This window comes from Cytobacillus sp. BC1816 (assembly GCF_051353635.1).
In the GTDB taxonomy this organism is placed as follows: domain Bacteria; phylum Bacillota; class Bacilli; order Bacillales; family Cytobacillaceae; genus Cytobacillus; species Cytobacillus oceanisediminis_C.
In genome coordinates, this window is the sequence record NZ_CP195611.1 from 75074 (window position 1) to 95000 (window position 19927).

At 45.2% G+C, this 19927-nt stretch carries 19 protein-coding genes (1 of these 19 only partly in view); all 19 read left to right on the forward strand.

Annotated features, from left to right (window positions below; genetic code table 11):
* Nucleotides 1-21 precede the first annotated feature (21 nt).
* Nucleotides 22-2502, forward strand: coding sequence for a stage II sporulation protein E (spoIIE, locus tag ACR42H_RS00385; RefSeq protein WP_436374409.1), 2481 nt, complete (start codon nucleotides 22-24; stop codon nucleotides 2500-2502).
* Nucleotides 2503-2738: 236 nt separating this feature from the next.
* Complete coding sequence (locus tag ACR42H_RS00390; protein WP_436374411.1) at nucleotides 2739-3476, forward strand: VWA domain-containing protein; 738 nt, start codon at nucleotides 2739-2741, stop codon at nucleotides 3474-3476.
* Nucleotides 3445-4422, forward strand: coding sequence for a serine/threonine protein kinase (locus ACR42H_RS00395; RefSeq protein ID WP_436376793.1), 978 nt, complete (start codon nucleotides 3445-3447; stop codon nucleotides 4420-4422). The genes ACR42H_RS00390 and ACR42H_RS00395 overlap by 32 nt, the downstream gene beginning before the upstream one ends.
* Nucleotides 4423-4633: 211 nt before the next feature.
* Nucleotides 4634-6022 (forward strand): tRNA lysidine(34) synthetase TilS, encoded by a 1389-nt coding sequence (gene tilS, locus ACR42H_RS00400; RefSeq protein WP_436374413.1) that lies wholly within the window; start codon nucleotides 4634-4636, stop codon nucleotides 6020-6022.
* Between the two features lie 23 nt (nucleotides 6023-6045).
* A complete protein-coding gene (gene hpt, locus ACR42H_RS00405; RefSeq protein ID WP_181782424.1) occupies nucleotides 6046-6591 on the forward strand; it encodes a hypoxanthine phosphoribosyltransferase in 546 nt (181 codons plus the stop codon).
* 143 nt (nucleotides 6592-6734) lie between these two features.
* Nucleotides 6735-8726 (forward strand): ATP-dependent zinc metalloprotease FtsH, encoded by a 1992-nt coding sequence (gene ftsH / locus ACR42H_RS00410; RefSeq protein WP_436374415.1) that lies wholly within the window; start codon nucleotides 6735-6737, stop codon nucleotides 8724-8726.
* 153 nt (nucleotides 8727-8879) lie between these two features.
* On the forward strand, nucleotides 8880-9659 hold the full coding sequence (locus ACR42H_RS00415) for a type III pantothenate kinase (protein ID WP_163145274.1): 780 nt from the start codon (nucleotides 8880-8882) through the stop codon (nucleotides 9657-9659).
* A 159-nt stretch (nucleotides 9660-9818) separates the two neighbouring features.
* Nucleotides 9819-10697, forward strand: coding sequence for an Hsp33 family molecular chaperone HslO (hslO, locus tag ACR42H_RS00420; RefSeq protein ID WP_436374417.1), 879 nt, complete (start codon nucleotides 9819-9821; stop codon nucleotides 10695-10697).
* 157 nt (nucleotides 10698-10854) lie between these two features.
* A complete protein-coding gene (locus ACR42H_RS00425) occupies nucleotides 10855-11721 on the forward strand; it encodes a peptidyl-prolyl cis-trans isomerase (RefSeq protein ID WP_113885322.1) in 867 nt (288 codons plus the stop codon).
* A gap of 195 nt (nucleotides 11722-11916) precedes the next feature.
* Nucleotides 11917-12846 (forward strand): cysteine synthase A, encoded by a 930-nt coding sequence (gene cysK / locus ACR42H_RS00430; RefSeq protein WP_048008789.1) that lies wholly within the window; start codon nucleotides 11917-11919, stop codon nucleotides 12844-12846.
* Between the two features lie 112 nt (nucleotides 12847-12958).
* Entirely contained in the window at nucleotides 12959-14374 is a 1416-nt protein-coding gene (gene pabB, locus ACR42H_RS00435) for an aminodeoxychorismate synthase, component I (RefSeq protein ID WP_436374419.1), read from the forward strand.
* Complete coding sequence (gene pabA / locus ACR42H_RS00440) at nucleotides 14371-14964, forward strand: aminodeoxychorismate/anthranilate synthase component II (RefSeq protein WP_048008791.1); 594 nt, start codon at nucleotides 14371-14373, stop codon at nucleotides 14962-14964. The genes pabB and pabA overlap by 4 nt, the downstream gene beginning before the upstream one ends.
* Nucleotides 14965-14967: 3 nt before the next feature.
* Nucleotides 14968-15825 carry an aminodeoxychorismate lyase gene (gene pabC / locus ACR42H_RS00445; RefSeq protein ID WP_436374421.1) on the forward strand — a complete coding sequence of 286 codons (858 nt, stop codon included), beginning with the start codon at nucleotides 14968-14970 and terminating at the stop codon, nucleotides 15823-15825.
* 11 nt (nucleotides 15826-15836) lie between these two features.
* Nucleotides 15837-16673 carry a dihydropteroate synthase gene (gene folP, locus ACR42H_RS00450; RefSeq protein WP_436374423.1) on the forward strand — a complete coding sequence of 279 codons (837 nt, stop codon included), beginning with the start codon at nucleotides 15837-15839 and terminating at the stop codon, nucleotides 16671-16673.
* On the forward strand, nucleotides 16666-17028 hold the full coding sequence (gene folB, locus ACR42H_RS00455; RefSeq protein ID WP_048008794.1) for a dihydroneopterin aldolase: 363 nt from the start codon (nucleotides 16666-16668) through the stop codon (nucleotides 17026-17028). Before folP ends, folB begins: the two co-directional genes overlap by 8 nt.
* The gene (folK, locus tag ACR42H_RS00460; protein WP_113885315.1) at nucleotides 17025-17552 is read left to right on the forward strand and encodes a 2-amino-4-hydroxy-6-hydroxymethyldihydropteridine diphosphokinase; all 528 of its coding nucleotides are present in this window, start codon (nucleotides 17025-17027) and stop codon (nucleotides 17550-17552) included. Before folB ends, folK begins: the two co-directional genes overlap by 4 nt.
* Nucleotides 17504-17719, forward strand: coding sequence for a helix-turn-helix domain-containing protein (locus ACR42H_RS00465; RefSeq protein WP_436374426.1), 216 nt, complete (start codon nucleotides 17504-17506; stop codon nucleotides 17717-17719). The genes folK and ACR42H_RS00465 overlap by 49 nt, the downstream gene beginning before the upstream one ends.
* A 37-nt stretch (nucleotides 17720-17756) precedes the next feature.
* Nucleotides 17757-18758 carry a tRNA dihydrouridine synthase DusB gene (gene dusB, locus ACR42H_RS00470; RefSeq protein ID WP_113885314.1) on the forward strand — a complete coding sequence of 334 codons (1002 nt, stop codon included), beginning with the start codon at nucleotides 17757-17759 and terminating at the stop codon, nucleotides 18756-18758.
* Between the two features lie 200 nt (nucleotides 18759-18958).
* Nucleotides 18959-19927, forward strand: the 5' portion of a protein-coding gene (gene lysS, locus ACR42H_RS00475) for a lysine--tRNA ligase (RefSeq protein WP_113885360.1). 531 nt of this gene lie beyond the right edge of the window; the window shows 969 of its 1500 coding nt (coding positions 1-969); it begins with the start codon at nucleotides 18959-18961; the stop codon falls past the right edge of the window.

Below are 19927 nucleotides of genomic sequence, written 5' to 3' on the forward strand. Positions count from 1 at the left end.
AAATATGGGGAGTGTAGTTTAATGGAAAAGGTAGAAAGGAATGTAATAGAGCCGATCGGGGAAGTGCCCTTCAACAAACCGAAACTGGATTTTGCCAAAGGCTTAAAAAAACTCCACTCAGGATTGGAGAATTTCTTTCTGAAAAAAGGCTATGTTCTGCTGATCATTGGCTTTTTGCTTGGAAGAGCCTTGATATTGGCGAAGCTTACCCCATTTAGCCTTCCGTTTTTTGCAGCGGTTTACTTCATACGAAGGGATAAGGCGCCCCTGGCTCTAGGGGGGTTAATGGCGGGCGCTGCCACATTGTCCATCTCCAATGCTGTATCTGCTTTTGGAATAACCTTCATCTTTTTATTTGCCTTCCGGGTCTCGAAAAAATGGCTGCATAATGAAATCAGGGCACTGCCTTTTTACGTGTTCTTCACTCTTTTAGGAGGCAAGCTCCTGGAGGCTTTCATTTTGAAGGGCCAGCTGACTTTATATGATGGAATGATGGCCGGTGTTGAGTCAGGCCTTGGTTTCATTCTAACGCTGATTTTTCTGCAGGGGCTGCCGCTGCTTTCGATAAATAAACGCAGACAATCACTGAAAACCGAAGAAATCGTCTGCCTGATCATTATGCTGGCTTCTGTCATGACGGGAACGATCGGCTGGACGGTCTATGATCTTTCGGTCGAGCATATTATGTCTCGCTACCTTGTCCTGCTCTTTGCCTTTGTGGCAGGAGCCACCGTCGGTTCTACAGTAGGGGTGGTAACCGGTCTGATCTTCTCCCTTGCGAATATATCGAGCTTTTATCATATGAGTCTGCTCGCCTTCGCAGGTCTATTAGGCGGTCTTTTAAAAGAAGGGAGGAAGTTCGGTGTGGCATTCGGCCTTCTGATTGCGACCCTCCTTATGGGCATGTATGGAGAAGGAAGCGGAAATCTCATGAAAACTCTGTCTGAAACAGGCGCAGCGATTCTCTTATTTTTATTAACACCGCAGGCTTTAACGATGAAATTGGCTAAGCACATCCCGGGAACGCCTGAATATGCCGCTGAGCAGCAGCAATATATGAGAAAAATGCGCGATGTAACAGCACAGCGTGTTGCCCAGTTCTCAAGTGTCTTCCAAGCCCTTTCCAAAAGCTTCTCCTCTCATGATGTGCCTTCTGAATGGGAAGAAGACGGTGACAGGGAAGTGGATTATTTCTTAAGCAATGTAACCGAAAAAACATGCCAGACCTGCTTTAAGAAAGATCATTGCTGGTCAAAGAACTTTAATACAACCTATGACTATATGATGGATATTATGCACGATGTGGACAACAATGAAGGTGCTCTTTCTCCAAAGCTTGCGAGGGAATGGGAAAAGTACTGCACAAGATCGAAAAAAGTGACAGAAGCCGTACAGCAGGAGCTGACTTATTTTAAGGCGAACCAAAAGCTGAAGAAGCAGGTTCAGGAAAGCAGAAGGCTGGTAGCTGATCAGCTGATGGGTGTTTCAGAAGTAATGGGTGATTTTGCGAAGGAAATTCAGCGAGAGAGGGAAAATCATCATAAACAGGAAGAACAGATCCTTGAAGCGCTTCAGGAGTTTGGCATTCATATCGAGCAGGTGGAAATCTACAGCCTGGAACAGGGAAATGTCGACATTGATATGACCATTCCATATTGCCAAGGGCATGGAGAATGCGAAAAGCTAATTGCACCGATGCTATCTGATATTTTGGAAGAAACGATATTAGTAAACTCAGAGGAATGCGCCGCGTTCCCGAATGGATACTGTCATGTCACATTCCGGTCAGCCAAGGCATTCGTGGTTGAAACAGGCGTTGCACATGCTGCGAAGGATGGCGGTTTAGTATCAGGGGACAGCTATTCCACTATCGAGCTGGGATGCGGAAAGTATGCGATTGCCATTAGTGATGGAATGGGCAATGGGGAACGGGCTCATGCGGAAAGCCAGGAAACACTTAAGCTCCTTCAGAAAATTCTTCAGTCAGGGATTGAAGAGCAGGTTGCCATTAAATCAGTCAATTCCGTTCTTTCTTTAAGGACCACAGACGAAATTTTCTCGACCTTGGATTTGGCCATGATTGATCTGCAGAATGCTGATGCGAAATTTTTGAAAATTGGATCAACTCCAAGTTTTGTAAAGCGAGGCCATAAGGTAATGAAAATTCAGGCCAGCAACCTCCCGATGGGCATCATCCAGGAATTTGATGTAGATGTGGTCAGTGAGCAGCTTAAAGCAGGAGATTTGCTGATCATGATGAGTGATGGCGTTTTTGAAGGGCCGAAGCATGTTGAGAACTTTGATTTGTGGATGAAGCGCAAGGTATCCGAGTTAAAGACGGAAGACCCTCAAGAAGTGGCCGATTTAATTATGGAAGAGGTCATCAGGTCAAGGTCCGGGAACATTGAAGATGATATGACGGTGGTTGTGTCAAAGGTCAAACACAATACTCCGAAGTGGACCAGCATCCCCGTACATGCCATTCGCCAAAAGGCGAACTGAGTAATTTTCTCATAGTTAAATAATTCAATAAGGTCTCTAAAGTTAGGTAATTGTCCAGCTCCAGCACCTGCCCCCTCGAGGTCTCAAGCTAATCCTCCCAGAAAGGCAATACGCCTTCCCGGGAGACTAGTTTTGTGCTTGTCGGGGGTGAACAAGGTGCTTCCGCATTTCTTAGGTATATTTCCCCTCCTTTCAGTCGAAAATGCTAACAACTCATATGTGGAGGGGAGTTTCAAATGAAAACAGGAACACTGAAGCAAATTTTACTGATAACGGATGGCTGTTCAAATCAGGGTGAAGATCCCGTTGCCATGGCGGCCCTGGCCAAGGAGCAGGGAATAACCGTGAATGTAATCGGAGTCATGGAGCAGGATGTCATTGATGAGCAGGGAATGAATGAAATTGAAGGAATCGCGATGTCAGGAGGCGGAGTCAGTCAGGTTGTCTACTCTCAGCAACTGTCCCAGACTGTGCAGATGGTGACGAGAAAAGCCATGACCCAGACCCTTCAGGGAGTTGTGAACAAGGAGCTTCAGCAGATCCTGGGCGGCTCAAAAACAATGGAGGACCTTCCGCCTGATCAGCGCGGCGAAGTGATGGAGGTTGTGGATGAACTGGGTGAGACAGTCGAACTTGAAGTGCTGGTTCTCGTGGATACCAGTGCAAGCATGAAGCATAAGCTTCCAACCGTTAAGGAAGCCCTGCTGGATCTTTCTCTAAGTCTTAATGCACGATCTGGTGATAACCGTTTTTCCGTATTCGTATTTCCCGGGAAAAAGAAAGATGTCGAAAAATTGCTGGATTGGACGCCGAATCTTGAATCGCTGACCAGCATTTTCTCGAAATTGACAACAGGAGGGATTACGCCTACAGGTCCGGCCATTCATGAGGCCCTAAACCATTTCAAGAAAAAACGTTCATTAAGGAGTCTGCTTTCCGGTGATGATGAATCATTCTTTGAAGAGTCAGTGTAAAGTAAACCCTGGTACTGTAATTGAAGGAAAGTGGCACCGAAACCGGTATACCATTATAAAGGAATTGGGGTATGGTGCTAATGGGATCGTTTATCTCGCTAAAAACCAAAATCAGCAGGTTGCTTTGAAAATGAGTGATAACGGGATGTCCATCACGTCTGAAGTGAACGTCCTTAAATCCTTTGCAAAGGTCCAAGGCTCTGCCCTCGGGCCTTCTTTGCTTGATGTGGATGATTGGGATAGAAGGAGCGGAAAGGTTTCGTTCTATGTAATGGAATATATACAGGGCCCTGATTTATTGACATTTATCCAGCAAAAAGGATCATCCTGGACCGGTGTTTTAATCGTACAGCTGTTGAACGATCTTGATTCCTTGCATAAAGCCGGCTGGGTTTTCGGTGATTTAAAGCCAGATAATCTGATCGTAACAGGCCCTCCCTCAAAAATACGAACCATTGATGTGGGTGGAACCACCATTCAAGGCAGGGCGATAAAAGAATTTACCGAGTTTTATGATCGCGGCTATTGGGGATTGGGGACCAGAAAGGCTGACCCGGCCTACGATCTCTTTGCTGCAGCCATGATAATAATCAACACAGCATACCCAAAAAGGTTTGCCAAGACAACAGGTGACCTCAAACAGCTCAAAATGATGGTCCGCCAAAAGAAAGAGTTGCTGAAATACGAAGATGTTATTCTAAATGCCCTGCAAGGCCACTATAGATCGGCTGGTGAAATGAGAAATGATATGCTCCAGCTCACTCGTTCAAATTCCGTGCAAAGGAGCACGGGAAACAGGAATGCTGGACAAACAGCCGGTCCTCAGCCTGCCAGCAGGCAAGTGTACAGGCAGAAAAAACAGAAAGGGAGCATCTTTGAAACCCTGCTGATTACCTTTATCGTGACACTTCTTTATTTCTTATATATTTATGGGCAGCTGCTTTAAATTTGAGAAAAATGAAACTTTCTTCGCCCTGATCCGTATAGTAAGCTTAATCCCTTTTGATATTTACCCTTTATAAATGATATGCTTTTCTATATGAAGGATTACGCTGCCCTTTGCAGGGGTAGTATAAAGTGAAACTTCAATATAGAGGGTGATTTTCTCCTCTGATTGTCAGCGATAAATATATTTCTATCGGATAAGGAAGAAGCGTATGCTCCAAGAGAAAGTAAGTGCTTTCCTTAAGAAAAAGGGACTGGATTTAAATAATAAGAAAATAGTAGTCGGTGTATCGGGAGGACCGGATTCAATCGCCCTGCTCCATTATTTTTGGAACCAGAGACAGCAGCTTCAAATTGAACTTATCGCCGCCCATGTCGATCATATGTTTAGAGGCGAAGAATCTTTTCAGGACGCCATGTTTGTGAAGGATTACTGCAGAAGAATGGCCATTCCATTTGAAATGGAAAGAGTGAATGTACCTGAATATATGGAGAAATCCGGGAAGAGTTCCCAGACAGCTGCAAGGGATTGCCGCTACAGCTTCTATCAAAGAACCGCCAAGAAATATGGGGCAGAGTACATAGCCCTTGGACATCATGGCGATGATCAGGTTGAAACCATATTAATGCGGCTCACAAGGGGAAGCACCGGCAGCGCAAGAGCAGGAATTCCCTTCAAGCGAACATTTGGCGATTATTTTATCATCCGCCCTTTCCTATGCTTGAATAGAGCCGAAATCGAAGGCTACTGCCTGAAAGAACGCCTGAACCCCCGGCGGGATCCAAGCAATGAAAAAGGGATATACAGCCGCAACCGATTCAGACAGGAAGTGCTCCCATTCCTGAGAAAAGAAAACCCTCAGGTCCATGAGCATTTTCAAAGATTCAGTGAAGATTTGCAAAGTGATGAAGCATATCTGCAGGAATTAACCGTCCACAAAATGAATACAGTAATGAAAAAGAAGACCAATGAGGAAATTAGTATGGATATCGATGCTTTCGAGGCAATGCCAATGCCTTTACAAAGGAGAGGGATTCAACTAATATTAAACTATCTTTATAAGGAAAGGCCGGCATCGTTATCGGCATCTCATATTGAGAGCATTTTTTCCTTAATGAAAAGTCCTCATCCATCGGGAAATTTAGATTTTCCAGGCGGTTTACATATTGTACGCTCCTACCGGCAATGCCACTTCTTATTCCCGAAGGAACCTGTACAATCCTATCGATATGAAATCTTCGAACCTGCAAGCATTAAACTCCCAAACAGCGGATCAATTATCCTTGAATATGCTGACTGTTCTGATGGAATTCTAAACAATGATACCCTGGTATTAGACAGGGAGGGTGTTTCTTTTCCAATCATTATCAGGACTAGAGAAAAGGGAGACCGCATGACGCTTAAAGGAATGCAGGGGTCCCGAAAGATAAAGGACATTTTCATTGATCATAAAGTACCGCTGCATGATCGGAAAACCTGGCCAATTGTGACAGATGCACAAGGCAGGATCCTGTGGGTGCCTGGTTTGAAGAAATCACATGATGATAGGCAGCAGCAATCTTGTACCAGCTATATTATTTTAAAATACATAAAGCAATGATCTTCTAGGGGGCACAATAAATGATGAAAAATGATATTGAAAAAGTACTGATTTCGGAAGAGGAGCTGCAGGATAAGGTAAAGTCACTTGCTGCTGAACTTACTGAAGAATACCAGGATCGATTCCCGCTTGCCATTGGGGTGTTAAAAGGGGCAATGCCTTTTATGAGCGACCTTTTAAAGCGTGTGGATACATATCTTGAGATGGACTTCATGGATGTATCAAGCTATGGGAATGCAATGGTTTCTTCAGGAGAAGTGAAAATTCTGAAAGACCTTGATACTTCTGTGGAAGGCAGAGATATTCTGATCATTGAGGATATCATCGACAGCGGCTTGACACTCAGCTATCTTGTTGAGCTGTTCCGTTACAGAAAAGCGAAAAGCATTAAGATTGTAACACTGCTTGACAAGCCAACAGGAAGAAAGGCTGATATCAAAGCTGATTATGTAGGATTTATTGTTCCTGATGAATTCGTAGTCGGCTACGGCCTTGATTACGCGGAAAAGTACCGCAATCTTCCATATATTGGAGTCCTGAAGCCGGAAGTATACAGCAATAACGATTAAGGAAATCCTAAGCAATGATCTTGAATTAAAGCCCTTTACTGAAACAAGAATCACCCGGTTTTAAGAAGTCTAATTCCTTGTATTGGCACGATTTTTTATGATACTATACACTATAGTTTGTTTACCGTGGGAGGAGGTAAGGGATGAATCGGATCTTCCGGAATACCATCTTTTATTTATTGATATTTTTAGTCATTATTGGAGTTGTCAGCTTCTTTAACGGCAACAATGAACCAACGGAGCACATCTCTTATAATAAATTTGTTGATCACTTGGAAAGCGGCGATATTACGTCCATTTCCCTTCAGCCTGAGAGAGGTGTATTTGAAGTACGGGGTCAGCTTGAAGGATATGAGGAAGGCAAATACTTCCTGACTTATATCATGAACAATGATAATATCCTTGACCGTGTGGATCAATTAGCCCAGTCTTCAGATGTAGAAGTCATGCCGGCTAAGGAAACAAGCGGATGGGTGACATTCTTTACGTCAATCATTCCTTTCATCATCATCTTCATCCTATTCTTCTTCCTGCTGAACCAGGCGCAGGGCGGAGGCAGCCGTGTGATGAACTTCGGCAAAAGCAAAGCCAAGCTTTATGATGAAAGCAAAAAGAAAGTGCGCTTTAAAGATGTTGCAGGCGCCGATGAAGAAAAGCAGGAGCTTGTTGAGGTCGTTGAGTTCCTTAAAGACCCGCGCAAATTTGCTGAATTGGGAGCAAGAATTCCCAAAGGGGTTCTTCTTGTAGGACCTCCAGGAACAGGTAAAACCTTGCTTGCACGGGCAGCAGCCGGTGAAGCGGGCGTTCCGTTCTTTTCTATAAGCGGTTCTGATTTCGTTGAAATGTTCGTAGGTGTGGGTGCTTCCCGTGTCCGTGATTTATTCGAAAATGCGAAAAAGAACGCACCATGTATTATTTTTATCGATGAAATCGATGCTGTAGGGCGCCAGCGTGGTGCCGGCTTAGGCGGCGGACATGATGAACGCGAGCAGACCCTTAACCAGCTTCTAGTTGAAATGGATGGATTTGGAGCAAACGAAGGAATTATCATCGTTGCTGCCACTAACCGTCCGGATATTCTTGACCCGGCATTATTGCGTCCGGGACGTTTTGACAGACAGATTACAGTTGACCGCCCGGATGTAACAGGTCGTGAAGCTGTACTTAAAGTACACGCACGCAATAAACCTCTTGATGAGAGTGTCAACCTAAAGGCTATTGCACAGCGTACACCTGGTTTCTCAGGAGCAGACTTAGAAAACTTATTGAATGAGGCGGCCCTTGTCGCAGCCCGTCGAAATAAGAAAAAGATAGATATGACAGATTTAGATGAAGCATCAGACCGTGTAATTGCCGGTCCCGCTAAGAAAAGCCGTGTTATTTCTAAAAAGGAAAGAAACATCGTTGCTTTCCATGAAGCAGGTCATACAGTCATCGGTTTAGTGCTTGATGAAGCAGAAATGGTTCATAAAGTGACAATCGTGCCGCGCGGCCAGGCTGGCGGATACGCAGTTATGCTTCCAAAAGAGGACCGCTACTTCCAGACGAAACCTGAGCTTCTCGACAAAATTGTCGGCTTGCTTGGCGGACGTGTGGCTGAAGAAATTGTCTTCGGTGAAGTAAGCACAGGTGCCCATAATGACTTCCAGCGTGCGACAGGCATTGCCCGCCGCATGGTAACCGAATTCGGAATGAGCGATAAGCTTGGACCATTGCAGTTCGGACAGTCTCAGGGCGGCCAGGTATTCCTTGGACGTGACTTTCATAATGAACAGAACTATTCAGATGCAATCGCATATGAAATCGATCTTGAAATCCAGCGTATCATCAAGGAATCTTATGAAAGAGCGAGAAAGCTCCTCACAGAAAACCGAGATAAGCTGAATTTGATTGCCAATACATTGCTTGAAGTCGAAACGCTTGATGCGGAACAAATCAAGCATTTATCAGAACATGGCAGACTTCCTGACCGTTCAGTGACTTCCATTTCAAATGATGAAGATGTGAAAGTGAACATCAGCATCAAGAAAGAGGATCCTGCTGAAACAGGCGAAATCCCTGAAACAAGGGAAGGCTCAAGCCCTGCAGAAGCGGATGTGCCACCTGCCATCGACGAAGAACGCAAAGACAAATAATAATCGAAAAGCGCCTCCAGGGGCGCTTTTTTTTGCCGGAAAATATCAATTCCAAGATTGACCGGAATTTTCGATTACACGAAACAACAGCAGTTGTGATATGATGTTTTCAGTGAAAAAAGCGTTTTAAATAATCATAAAGTGGTGAGAATGTTGATCTTTGTTTTCGACGTAGGGAATACGAATATCGTTCTGGGTGTCTATGACCAAGATGAATTAAAGCATCATTGGCGAATTGAAACCAACCGGAATAAAACAGAAGATGAATATGGAATGATTGTGAAGTCTCTGTTTGAGCATGAGAATCTTTCCTTTTCAGATATAGATGGCATTATCATTTCCTCAGTGGTGCCGCCAATCATGTTTTCGCTTGAAAGAATGTGCCAGAAATATTTCCATGTGAAGCCTCTTGTTGTAGGTCCTGGCATCAAGACAGGCTTAAACATCAAGTATGATAACCCGAGAGAAGTGGGAGCAGACCGCATCGTCAATGCTATAGCGGCCATTCATGAATATGGAAGCCCGTTAGTTATTGTCGATTTTGGGACAGCCACTACCTATTGCTATATCAATGAAAATAAACAATATATGGGCGGCGCCATTGCCCCGGGAATCGGGATTTCAACAGAGGCTCTTTATTCCCGTGCAGCGAAGCTTCCACGAATAGAAATTGCACGTCCTGATCATATTGTCGGAAAAAATACTGTATCTGCCATGCAGGCGGGAATTCTTTATGGTTACGTCGGCCAGGTGGAAGGTATAGTAAAAAGAATGAAAGATCAGGCAGATGAAAAGCCGACTGTCATTGCCACGGGAGGCCTTGCGGGGCTCATCGCTCAAGAGTCGGATATCATCGATGTTGTGGATCCATTTTTAACTTTAAAGGGCCTGCAGATTATTTATAAACGAAATATGGAGAACATAAAAAAATAGTAAGCTTAAAAAGCTGCTGCCATTAAATCAGTTTCTCTGGAAGATAACAAGGATTTAAACTTTTTGAACTTCGAAAATTGTCTAGCGCAAGCAGCCTACCCCCTCTAGGGTGTCGGAGGTGGGCAAAGCGCTTCCGCTTTTCGTAGAAAGGAGAAAAAAATGAGTGATTATCTAGTAAAAGCACTTGCATATGATGGACAAGTCCGTGCCTATGCATCCCGCACTACCGAAACAGTTGGGGAGGGCCAGCGCAGGCATTATACATGGCCAACAGCTTCTGCCGCATTAGGAAGATCCATGACGGCGGGCGTCATGATGGGCGCTATGCTGAAGGGCGATAACAAACTGACTATCAAAATCGAAGGCGGCGGCCCAATTGGCGCCATCCTTGTAGACAGCAATGCTAAGGGAGAGGTGCGCGGCTATGTAACAAACCCGCAGACGCACTTCGATCTTAATGAGCAGGGCAAGCTTGACGTGCGCCGCGCGGTCGGCACTGAAGGGACGCTGACTGTTGTTAAGGACATTGGAATGAGAGAACACTTTACAGGACAAGTTCCGCTGATTTCTGGAGAACTTGGAGATGATTTCACCTATTACTTTGTTACTTCTGAACAGGTTCCATCATCCGTTGGAGTGGGGGTTCTTGTTAATCCTGATAACTCTATTCTTGCTGCTGGAGGATTCATTCTTCAGCTTATGCCGGGAACAGATGAAGAGACGATTACTTTAATTGAGAACAGACTGAAAGAAATTCCGCCTGTATCCAAATTGATCCAGCAGGGCTTAACGCCTGAAGAGCTATTGGAAACGATTCTTGGCAAAGATAATGTGAAGTTCCTTGAGAAGCTTCCAGTATCCTTCACTTGCACATGTTCAAAAGAGCGTTTTGCCAATGCGATTATCAGCCTCGGTGAAGACGAAATCCAGCAGATGATCGATGAAGACGGCCAGGCTGAAGCTTCCTGCCACTTCTGCAACGAGAAATATCATTATACAAAAGAAGAACTGGAAGAATTAAAAAACGAAGTAAAGTGATAAAATAAGCGTTTGCCGGTCTCCTAAAGGTCTGCCCTTTAGGCCGGGGCCAAACGCTTTTGTTTTTTGAACATATAGAAATGTCCAGCTTCAGTGCCTGCCCCCTCGAGTGTCGGGGAGGGACAGGTGCTTGCGCTTTTCTTAGGGGGAGGAGCACTTGGAAAAGAGACAGCTTTTAATGATCATTGGCGGTTTAGTGTTGCTGAATCTTATCACATTGGCCTTTTTGCTTTTTAAAAGCGATGGCAGCGGGGAAGCAGTAGCCAAAATCGGCGGGGAAAAGATCACTCGCCAGGAATGGATGAGTGAGATGGAAACGAAGTACGGAAAAAGCACCTTAAGCGAATTAATTGATCAGAAGGTCATTGAAGAAGCCGGGGAAAAATACGGGGTGAAAATCTCTGATAAGGCAGTAGATCTTGAGCTAAAAATGGTCAAGACGATGTATGGCGGCAATTTCACTGATGAGATGAGTGAAGACAAATGGCGCAGGCAAATCAAGAACAATCTTATTCTTGAAGAGCTGCTGACGGCTGATGTCTCTGTCTCAGAAGAGGAAATGAAGAGCTATTATGAAGAAAACAGCAGTCAATTTCATGTTCCTGACACCTATCACATCTCTCAAATCATTGTAAAAACAAAAGAAGAAGCAGAACAGACAGTGAAGGAGCTGGAAGAAGGCTCCAGCTTCTCTGTGCTGGCGATGGAGCGATCCATTGATGAATTCACTGCCAACCTTGGGGGAAATGCAGGGTACGTCAGTGAAGATGATGAGCACATACCGGCAGAAGTACTGGAACAGGTCAAAGACCTGAAGCCCGGCAAATGGACTAAACCGGTTAAAACAGAAGATGGCTATGCTGTTGTCATGCTTCATGAGCATTTAAAGGGAGAAAAGTATTCCTTTAAAGAGGTGAAGAACATGATTCGCCGCCAGATAGCTCTTGAGCAGATGGATGTTCCTGTCTCTGCCAAGCCATTTTGGAAAGAGACGGATGTGGAATGGTTTTACGGTGAGCAGTAAATATAAAAACACGGAGCGAATTCCGTGTTTTTTTCTGGATAAATTGAGTATCATGAATAGAGATGGGTACATATCTATAATGACAAAAGTATGAATTTTCTTTTAAATGGCAGTCAAATTCATTGACATTCCCATTGGAAATTGGTAAATTTAGATTAAACCAATAAAAATAGTCGGAAATAAGGAGTGGGGAAAATGGTACGTGTAGCAAATTCAATTTCAGATCTTGTTGGCCATACGCCAATTGTGAAACTAAACCGTCTAGTTGATGATAATAGCGCAGATGTTTATCTAAAATTGGAGTACATGAATCCGGGGAGCAGCGTAAAAGACCGTATTGCCCTGGCAATGATTACGGCTGCAGAGAAAGATGGAAGTCTTAAACCAGGTGATACCATCATTGAACCGACAAGCGGAAATACAGGAATTGGATTAGCGATGATTGCCGCAGCCAAAGGCTATAAAGCCGTTCTTGTGATGCCGGAGACAATGAGTATGGAGCGCCGCAATCTGCTGCGTGCTTACGGGGCTGACCTTGTCCTCACACCTGGACCGGAAGGAATGGGCGGTGCGATCCGCAAGGCGCAGGAGCTGGCAAAGGAACATGGCTATTTCGTTCCTCAGCAGTTTGAAAACCCTGCGAACCCTGAAGTTCACCGTTTAACAACTGGACCTGAAATTACAGAGCAAATGGGCGACCAGCTGGATGCCTTCATTTCCGGAATCGGAACAGGCGGAACCATTACAGGAGCCGGCCAGGTGCTTAAAGAAAAATATAAAAACATCAAAATTTACGCAGTGGAGCCAACTGATTCACCTGTCCTATCAGGCGGAAAGCCGGGCCCGCATAAAATCCAGGGCATTGGAGCGGGGTTTGTACCGGATACACTGGATACAAAGATTTATGATGAAGTAATCCAGATTGCGAACGATGAGGCATTTGATTATGCCCGCCGTGCGGCCAAAGAAGAAGGTATCCTTGGAGGAATTTCCTCCGGTGCGGCGATCAGTGCGGCACTGAAGGTCGCTAAAGAGCTTGGCAAGGGCAAAAAAGTTCTGGCCATTCTCCCTAGTAACGGCGAACGTTATTTAAGTACTCCTTTATACCAATTTGAAGCTGAATAATTGATAAGACAGCGGTCTCTGATGGCCGCTGTTTTTTTTGTAATAAAAATTATGAATGCATGCCCCGTATCATGTATGATGAAAAAAGAGAAATATATAGGGGTGACTTTTAGTGAAGCATCTTCAGATCCATGCAAAAAAAATACCATATACATATAACCGGTTTTTCCGCACATACCGCTCGCTGTCTGAGGGATTGCCGCATCATGTTTTACTTGAAAGCGGACGGGGCGGCAGATACAGCATTGCAGCTTTTGAGCCGGAAGCCATTTTAACAGGAAAAAATTCACAGCTTGAAATAACCGCAGACGGGGAAAAGCAGGTGCTCGAAGGCAACCCCCTTCACCTGCTGCAGGAATGGCTGAATCAATATAATGCAGATAAGCTTGAAGAACTTCCTGACTTTCAGGGAGGTGCAATCGGGTTCATCAGCTATGACTATGCACGATATATCGAAAAGCTTCCAGATGAAGCCCGGGATGATCTTCAAATACCTGATATCCACTTTTTTATTTATAAAGATTGCTTTGTCTTTGATCATGAAACGGAACAGCTCTGGCTTCTATTCTTATATGAAAAAGGGGAAGAGCACTCGATCGAGGAACGGGCAGATAATTGGGAGCAGAGATGGAAGAATGAGAGCGGAGAGCCTTCTAAGAAAGCGGGGTGCAGTCCGGCAGAACAAACACTTGGTGTATCCATGGACGAAGAAGAATTCCAGTCTGCAGTCCGAAGTGTTCAGGATTACATTTCACAGGGAGATGTCTTTCAGGTGAATCTCTCGGTACGACAAAGCCGCCCGATGCATATTCAGGCTATGGATGTATACGAGCAGCTGAGGGTGTTAAATCCGTCTCCATACATGGGGTATTTCCACACACCTTCATACCAGCTTGTGAGCGCATCGCCTGAGCTGCTGATTAAGAAAAAAGGAAACACCGTCAGCACGCGGCCGATTGCCGGGACAAGATCCAGGGGGAAGGATCATGAGGAGGACCTCAAGCTCGCCAGTGAACTGATTGAAAATGAGAAAGAGCGTGCAGAGCACGTAATGCTGGTTGACCTGGAGAGAAATGACCTGGGAAGAGTCTGCGAATATGGGACAGTTGAAGTGGATGAGTTCATGGTAATTGAAAAATACTCACATGTGATGCATATCGTTTCCAATGTAAAAGGCGAGCTGGCAGAAGGCAAAAATGCAGTTGATATCATCGACGCTGTATTTCCCGGGGGAACGATTACGGGTGCCCCTAAGGTGCGCACCATGGAGATTATTGAAGAGCTTGAACCGGTCACAAGGGGACCATACACCGGCTCTCTTGGCTGGATCAATTTCAGCGGTGATCTTGAGCTGAATATCATCATCCGCACCATGCTCGTGAAAGATGGACAGGCCCATGTGCAGGCAGGTGCAGGCATCGTCATTGACTCCAATCCGAAAAATGAATACAAAGAGTCACTGAAAAAGGCAATTGCTCTTTGGAAAGCAAAAGAACTCGCAGAACAGGCAAAAGGGGATCAGCTATGATTTATATGATCGATAATTACGATTCTTTTACGTATAATCTCGTACAGTATCTCGGTGAATTAGGTGAAGAGCTGGTTGTCAAAAGAAACGATGAAACATCGATTTCTGAAATAGGCAGTATGCAGCCGAAGTTCCTGATGATCTCTCCGGGGCCGTGCAGCCCGAATGAAGCAGGCATCAGCCTGAAAGCCATTGAAGCTTTTGCAGGCAAAATCCCGGTCTTTGGCGTTTGTCTGGGACATCAGTCAATTGCTCAAGTATTCGGAGGCGATGTGGTGCAAGCAGAGCGTCTGATGCATGGAAAAACCTCTGACATTTTTCATGATGGAAAGTCTATATTTAAAGACCTGCCCAACCCTTTTCCTGCTACCCGCTACCATTCGCTGATTGTCAAAAAGGAAACACTTCCGGAATGTCTTGAGGTTTCAGCATGGACAGCTGAGGGAGAGATTATGGCCATTCGCCATAAGGAATTGCCTGTAGAAGGTGTCCAATTCCATCCGGAGTCAATTATGACCACGGCCGGAAAGGAACTCCTTCAGAATTTTATTCAGCATTACAAAGCTTCACTGCAGGCAGAGGGGCTGTAAACCTTGTATATTTATATGAATGGGGAAATTGTCAGGAAAGAGGAGGCCAGGATCTCTCCTTTTGATCATGGCTTTTTATATGGAATGGGGCTGTTTGAGACGTTCCGTGTCTATAATGGGCATCCCTTTTTATTGGACGATCATCTGGAGAGGCTGAACCGAAGCCTTAAAGCGATAAATATCGAAGCATTTTATACCAGGGAACAGGTGCTCGCAGCGCTGGATATGCTGCTCGGAAAAAACGGATACCATAATGCCTATATCCGGATGAATGTGTCAGCGGGTAACGGGGAGATAGGCCTGCAGACAGCATCGTACCTTAACCCGAATACGATCATTTTCTGCAAACCGCTCCCGCCAAGAAGTGCAAGCGCAGAAAAGCAGGCAGTGATACTTGAGATTCCCCGCAATACACCTGAAGGGGCAGAACGCCTGAAGTCCCATCATTATCTAAATAACATTCTGGCCAAAAAGGAAGCGGGGGACAATCCTGGCATAGAAGGGATCTTTTTGACCAGGGAAGGCTATCTGGCAGAAGGGATCACGTCGAACTTATTCTGGATTCGTGATCGCCATTTATTTACCCCGTCTCTTCATACTGGCATACTAAACGGCATTACCCGGGAATTTGTAATCAGGCTTGCCGGAAAGCTGGGGATGAATGTGCAGGAAGGCCTGTACAGACCAGAAGCTGTAAGAGATGCGGATGAAGTTTTTGTCACGAACTCCATCCAGGAAATTGTGCCAATCTCCTCGTTTGACGGCCATACAATGCCAGGGTTATCCGGGAAGAAAACATCGGAACTCCAGAAGCACTATGAAAACTGCTGTGAACACTTTTGGAGCAGGAATGAACTGTAGGAGGGTTCGTAATGACTAAAACAACAATTGAGTGTGGACCATATACGCTAGATTACGGGAAGAAAACCATTGTAATGGGAATTTTAAATGCAACGCCTGACTCCTTTTCGGATGGCGGCAAATACAGTCATCAGGATCTGGCCGTCAAGCATGCTTTGGAGATGGTTGAAAACGGAGCAGATATCATCGATGTCGGCGGAGAGTCAACCCGTCCGGGATTCGATCCGGTACCTGCAGACGAAGAGCTGAGACGTGTTCTTCCTGTTATCGAGGCAATTTCAAAAGAAGTGGATGTTCCGATATCCATTGATACCTATAAAGCCGAGGTCGCCAGGCAGGCCATTGAAGCCGGGGCCCATATCATCAATGATGTATGGGGAGCCAAAGCGGATCCTGAAATGGCATCAACCGCAGCGGAAACGGGAGCGCCGATCATCTTAATGCATAACCGCAAGGATATGGAATACACATCCTTTTTCCGCGATGTTATGAATGACCTGTACGAAAGCATTGCGCTTGTTAAGTCTGCGGGTGTTAAGGACGAGAATATTATCCTTGACCCGGGCATCGGCTTTGCTAAGGACTTGAACTATAATCTGGAAATGATGAGGGATTTGGACAAGCTTGTGGCCATCGGGTATCCTGTGCTGCTTGGCACATCGAAGAAGCGGATGATCGGAACCATTCTGGACCTTCCGGTTGAGGAGCGGACAGAAGGAACGGGAGCGACGGTTTGCTACGGCATCCAAAAGGGCTGCCAGATGATCCGCATTCATGATGTAAAGGAAATGAGCCGAATGGCTAAAATGATGGACGCTTTAATGGGAAAAGGTGAATACAATGGATAAAATTTATGTGAACCGAATGGAGTTTTATGGCTACCATGGTGTTTTTCCGGAAGAAACACGCCTTGGCCAGCGCTTTGCTGTAGACCTTACTGTCGAAGCAGACCTGAAAAAGGCGGGGGAAACCGATAATCTTGATGACTCCATCAACTATGGTGAGCTGTATGCAGTGTGCAAAGAGGTTGTGGAAGGGGAGCCCTATAAGCTGGTTGAGGCTGTAGCAGAAAAGCTGGCAGCAGAACTACTTTCCCGGTTCCCGCTTATTTTGCAGCTGACGGTCAAAGTGATCAAGCCTGATCCGCCTATTCCCGGCCACTATCAGTCAGTAGCCGTCGAGATTACGAGAGGCAGATCATGAGGAACACCGCTTTTATTGCGCTTGGCTCAAATATCGGAAGCCGGTTTGACCACTTGAAGAAAGCAGTTGAGATGATTGATCAGCTTCCGCAAACCCAAGTGGTAAATACTTCATCTGTTTATGAAACGGATCCGGTCGGTTATGAAGATCAAGAACAATTTCTGAATATGGCAATCCAAATTTCTACCGGCTTAGATCCTTTTGAATTGCTGGATGCGTGCCTTGATATCGAATTAGAACTTGGGAGAAAAAGGGAAATCCATTGGGGCCCGAGGACAATAGACCTTGACATTTTGCTGTATAGTCACGAAAATATTGAAACAGAGAAGCTAATAGTTCCTCATCCTCGGATGCATGAAAGAGCGTTTGTCCTTGTTCCTCTTTTAGAGGTTGATTCCAGCATCAGGCTTCCGAAGATGGAGCGGCCTTTAATTTCAATACTGGAAGATATACCTGACAGAGAGGGAGTACGGATATGGAAGCAGAAAAATGGGGAAGACGTATTCGCGCTTTTCGAAAGCTAAAAGGATTTACACAAGAAGGATTTGCAAGAGAGCTCGGTGTATCGGTTTCAATTTTAGGTGAAATTGAAAGAGGAAACCGCATGCCTGCACCGGCTTTAATCGAGCAGATCGCTCAGGCGCTTAAAGTGACACAGGAAGAATTGGCTCCCGGACAGGAGCAGGATTAATATATAAGTTTGAATAATTACAGAGGGAGGTGCAATTATGTTTAAAATAGGTGATATCGAGCTGAAAAACCGTGTGGTACTGGCTCCAATGGCCGGAGTATGCAATTCCGCTTTCCGTCTGACTGTGAAAGAATTCGGTGCCGGTCTTGTATGTGCTGAGATGGTCAGCGACAAAGGCATTGTCCTCCAGAACGAAAAGACAATGAACATGCTTTATATTGATGAGAGAGAAAACCCGCTAAGCCTGCAGATTTTCGGAGGCAAAAAAGAGACGCTTGTAGAAGCGGCGAAATTTGTAGATCAAAATACGAATGCGGATATCATCGACATTAACATGGGCTGCCCTGTCCCTAAAATCACCAAATGTGATGCGGGTGCCAAGTGGCTGCTTGACCCGGATAAAATTTATGAAATGGTTTCTGCTGTAACAGCCGCTGTTGAAAAGCCGGTTACCGTAAAAATGCGGATGGGCTGGGATGAAGATCACATCTACGCTGTTAAAAACGCTCAGGCGGTTGAGCGCGCAGGGGGCAAAGCTGTAGCCCTCCACGGCCGGACGCGCGTCCAGATGTATGAAGGACAAGCGAACTGGGATATTATCCGCGAAGTAAAGCAGAACATTAACATTCCGCTAATCGGAAATGGTGATGTGGAAACACCTCAGGATGCCAAGCGCATGCTGGATGAAACAGGCTGTGACGGTGTCATGATCGGACGGGCTGCACTGGGGAACCCATGGATGATTTACCGTACAGTCAAATACCTTGAGACGGGTGAATTAATGGGCGAGCCTTCTGTACGAGAGAAGATGGATGTGTGCATCCTCCATTTGGACCGCCTGATTTCATTAAAGGGTGAACATATCGCTGTACTCGAAATGCGAAAGCATGCTGCATGGTACCTGAAAGGAATCCGCGGCAATGCGAAGGTCCGCAATGGAATCAATGAATCCAATACAAGAGAAGAATTGGTGAGCGTTCTTAACGCTCTTGTCATTGATGCAGAAGAAAAAGAAAGAAGTCAGATACAGGCTGTATAACTGCGTAAAGTTTGACAGGTTGACATTCTTTGCCTATAATACTTTTGATAAATGGAAACTGCCAGTGCATGAACTGGCAGTTTTTATTCTATTTAACTATTTAGGATGTCTGATTTGCCAGCATTGTGTAAAATAATAGAGATATACATTTTTGAAGGACCGCAGATTTGTGCGTACATAAAAAGATTTACAAAATGGAGATGATTTCAGTGAGCCAGAGTCATGAAGAATTAAATGACCAGTTGAAAGTAAGACGCGAGAAAATGAGCAGCTTGCGCGAACAGGGAATGGATCCTTTCGGGAAACGTTTCGACCGTTCACACCAAAGCAATGAATTAATTGAGCAATACGGTGAGCTTGAGAAGGAAGAAATTGAGGAAAAGGATATTTCTGTTACACTGGCAGGCCGCATTATGACGAAGCGCGGAAAAGGGAAAGCCGGATTCGCCCATGTACAGGATTTATCAGGGCAAATTCAAATCTATGTCCGCAAAGATGCTGTTGGAGAAGAAAGCTACTCCATCTTCGAAACTGCTGACCTGGGAGATATTGTCGGGATCAGCGGCAAGCTCTTTAAAACAAAAGTAGGCGAACTGTCTGTTAAAGCGGAGGAATTTGTGCTTCTGACTAAATCCCTTCGTCCGCTGCCGGATAAGTTCCACGGGCTGAAGGACGTTGAGCAGCGCTACCGTCAGCGTTACCTGGATCTCATTATGAGTGAGGAAAGCAAAAAGACTTTTGTCACGAGAAGCCGCATTATCCAATCCATGCGCCGCTATCTTGACAGCCATGGCTACCTTGAAGTTGAAACACCTATGATGCATTCCATTGCAGGGGGAGCATCTGCACGTCCATTTATCACTCATCATAATGCGCTGGATATGGAACTCTATATGCGTATCGCGATTGAGCTTCATCTGAAGCGTCTGATTGTGGGCGGCCTTGAAAAGGTATATGAAATTGGCCGGGTATTCCGTAATGAAGGTGTTTCTACACGGCACAATCCTGAATTCACTATGATTGAATTATACGAAGCATATGCTGACTATAAAGATATCATGAGCCTGACTGAAAACCTTATTGCCCATATCGCTCAAGAGGTGCTTGGAACAACTACTGTGCAATACGGCGAGTACGAAGTGGATTTAAAGCCTGAATGGAAAAGGCTT

Coding starts and splice junctions, on each gene's coding strand:
- spoIIE (WP_436374409.1), top strand. CDS start 22: ATGGAAAAGGTAGAAAGGAATGTAATAGAGCCGATCGGGGAAGTGCCC.
- cysK (WP_048008789.1), top strand. CDS start 11,917: ATGGTACGTGTAGCAAATTCAATTTCAGATCTTGTTGGCCATACGCCA.
- dusB (WP_113885314.1), top strand. CDS start 17,757: ATGTTTAAAATAGGTGATATCGAGCTGAAAAACCGTGTGGTACTGGCT.
- ACR42H_RS00390 (WP_436374411.1), top strand. CDS start 2,739: ATGAAAACAGGAACACTGAAGCAAATTTTACTGATAACGGATGGCTGT.
- ftsH (WP_436374415.1), top strand. CDS start 6,735: ATGAATCGGATCTTCCGGAATACCATCTTTTATTTATTGATATTTTTA.
- ACR42H_RS00465 (WP_436374426.1), top strand. CDS start 17,504: ATGGAAGCAGAAAAATGGGGAAGACGTATTCGCGCTTTTCGAAAGCTA.
- tilS (WP_436374413.1), top strand. CDS start 4,634: ATGCTCCAAGAGAAAGTAAGTGCTTTCCTTAAGAAAAAGGGACTGGAT.
- folP (WP_436374423.1), top strand. CDS start 15,837: ATGACTAAAACAACAATTGAGTGTGGACCATATACGCTAGATTACGGG.
- hslO (WP_436374417.1), top strand. CDS start 9,819: ATGAGTGATTATCTAGTAAAAGCACTTGCATATGATGGACAAGTCCGT.
- folK (WP_113885315.1), top strand. CDS start 17,025: ATGAGGAACACCGCTTTTATTGCGCTTGGCTCAAATATCGGAAGCCGG.
- hpt (WP_181782424.1), top strand. CDS start 6,046: ATGAAAAATGATATTGAAAAAGTACTGATTTCGGAAGAGGAGCTGCAG.
- folB (WP_048008794.1), top strand. CDS start 16,666: ATGGATAAAATTTATGTGAACCGAATGGAGTTTTATGGCTACCATGGT.
- pabA (WP_048008791.1), top strand. CDS start 14,371: ATGATTTATATGATCGATAATTACGATTCTTTTACGTATAATCTCGTA.
- ACR42H_RS00395 (WP_436376793.1), top strand. CDS start 3,445: ATGATGAATCATTCTTTGAAGAGTCAGTGTAAAGTAAACCCTGGTACT.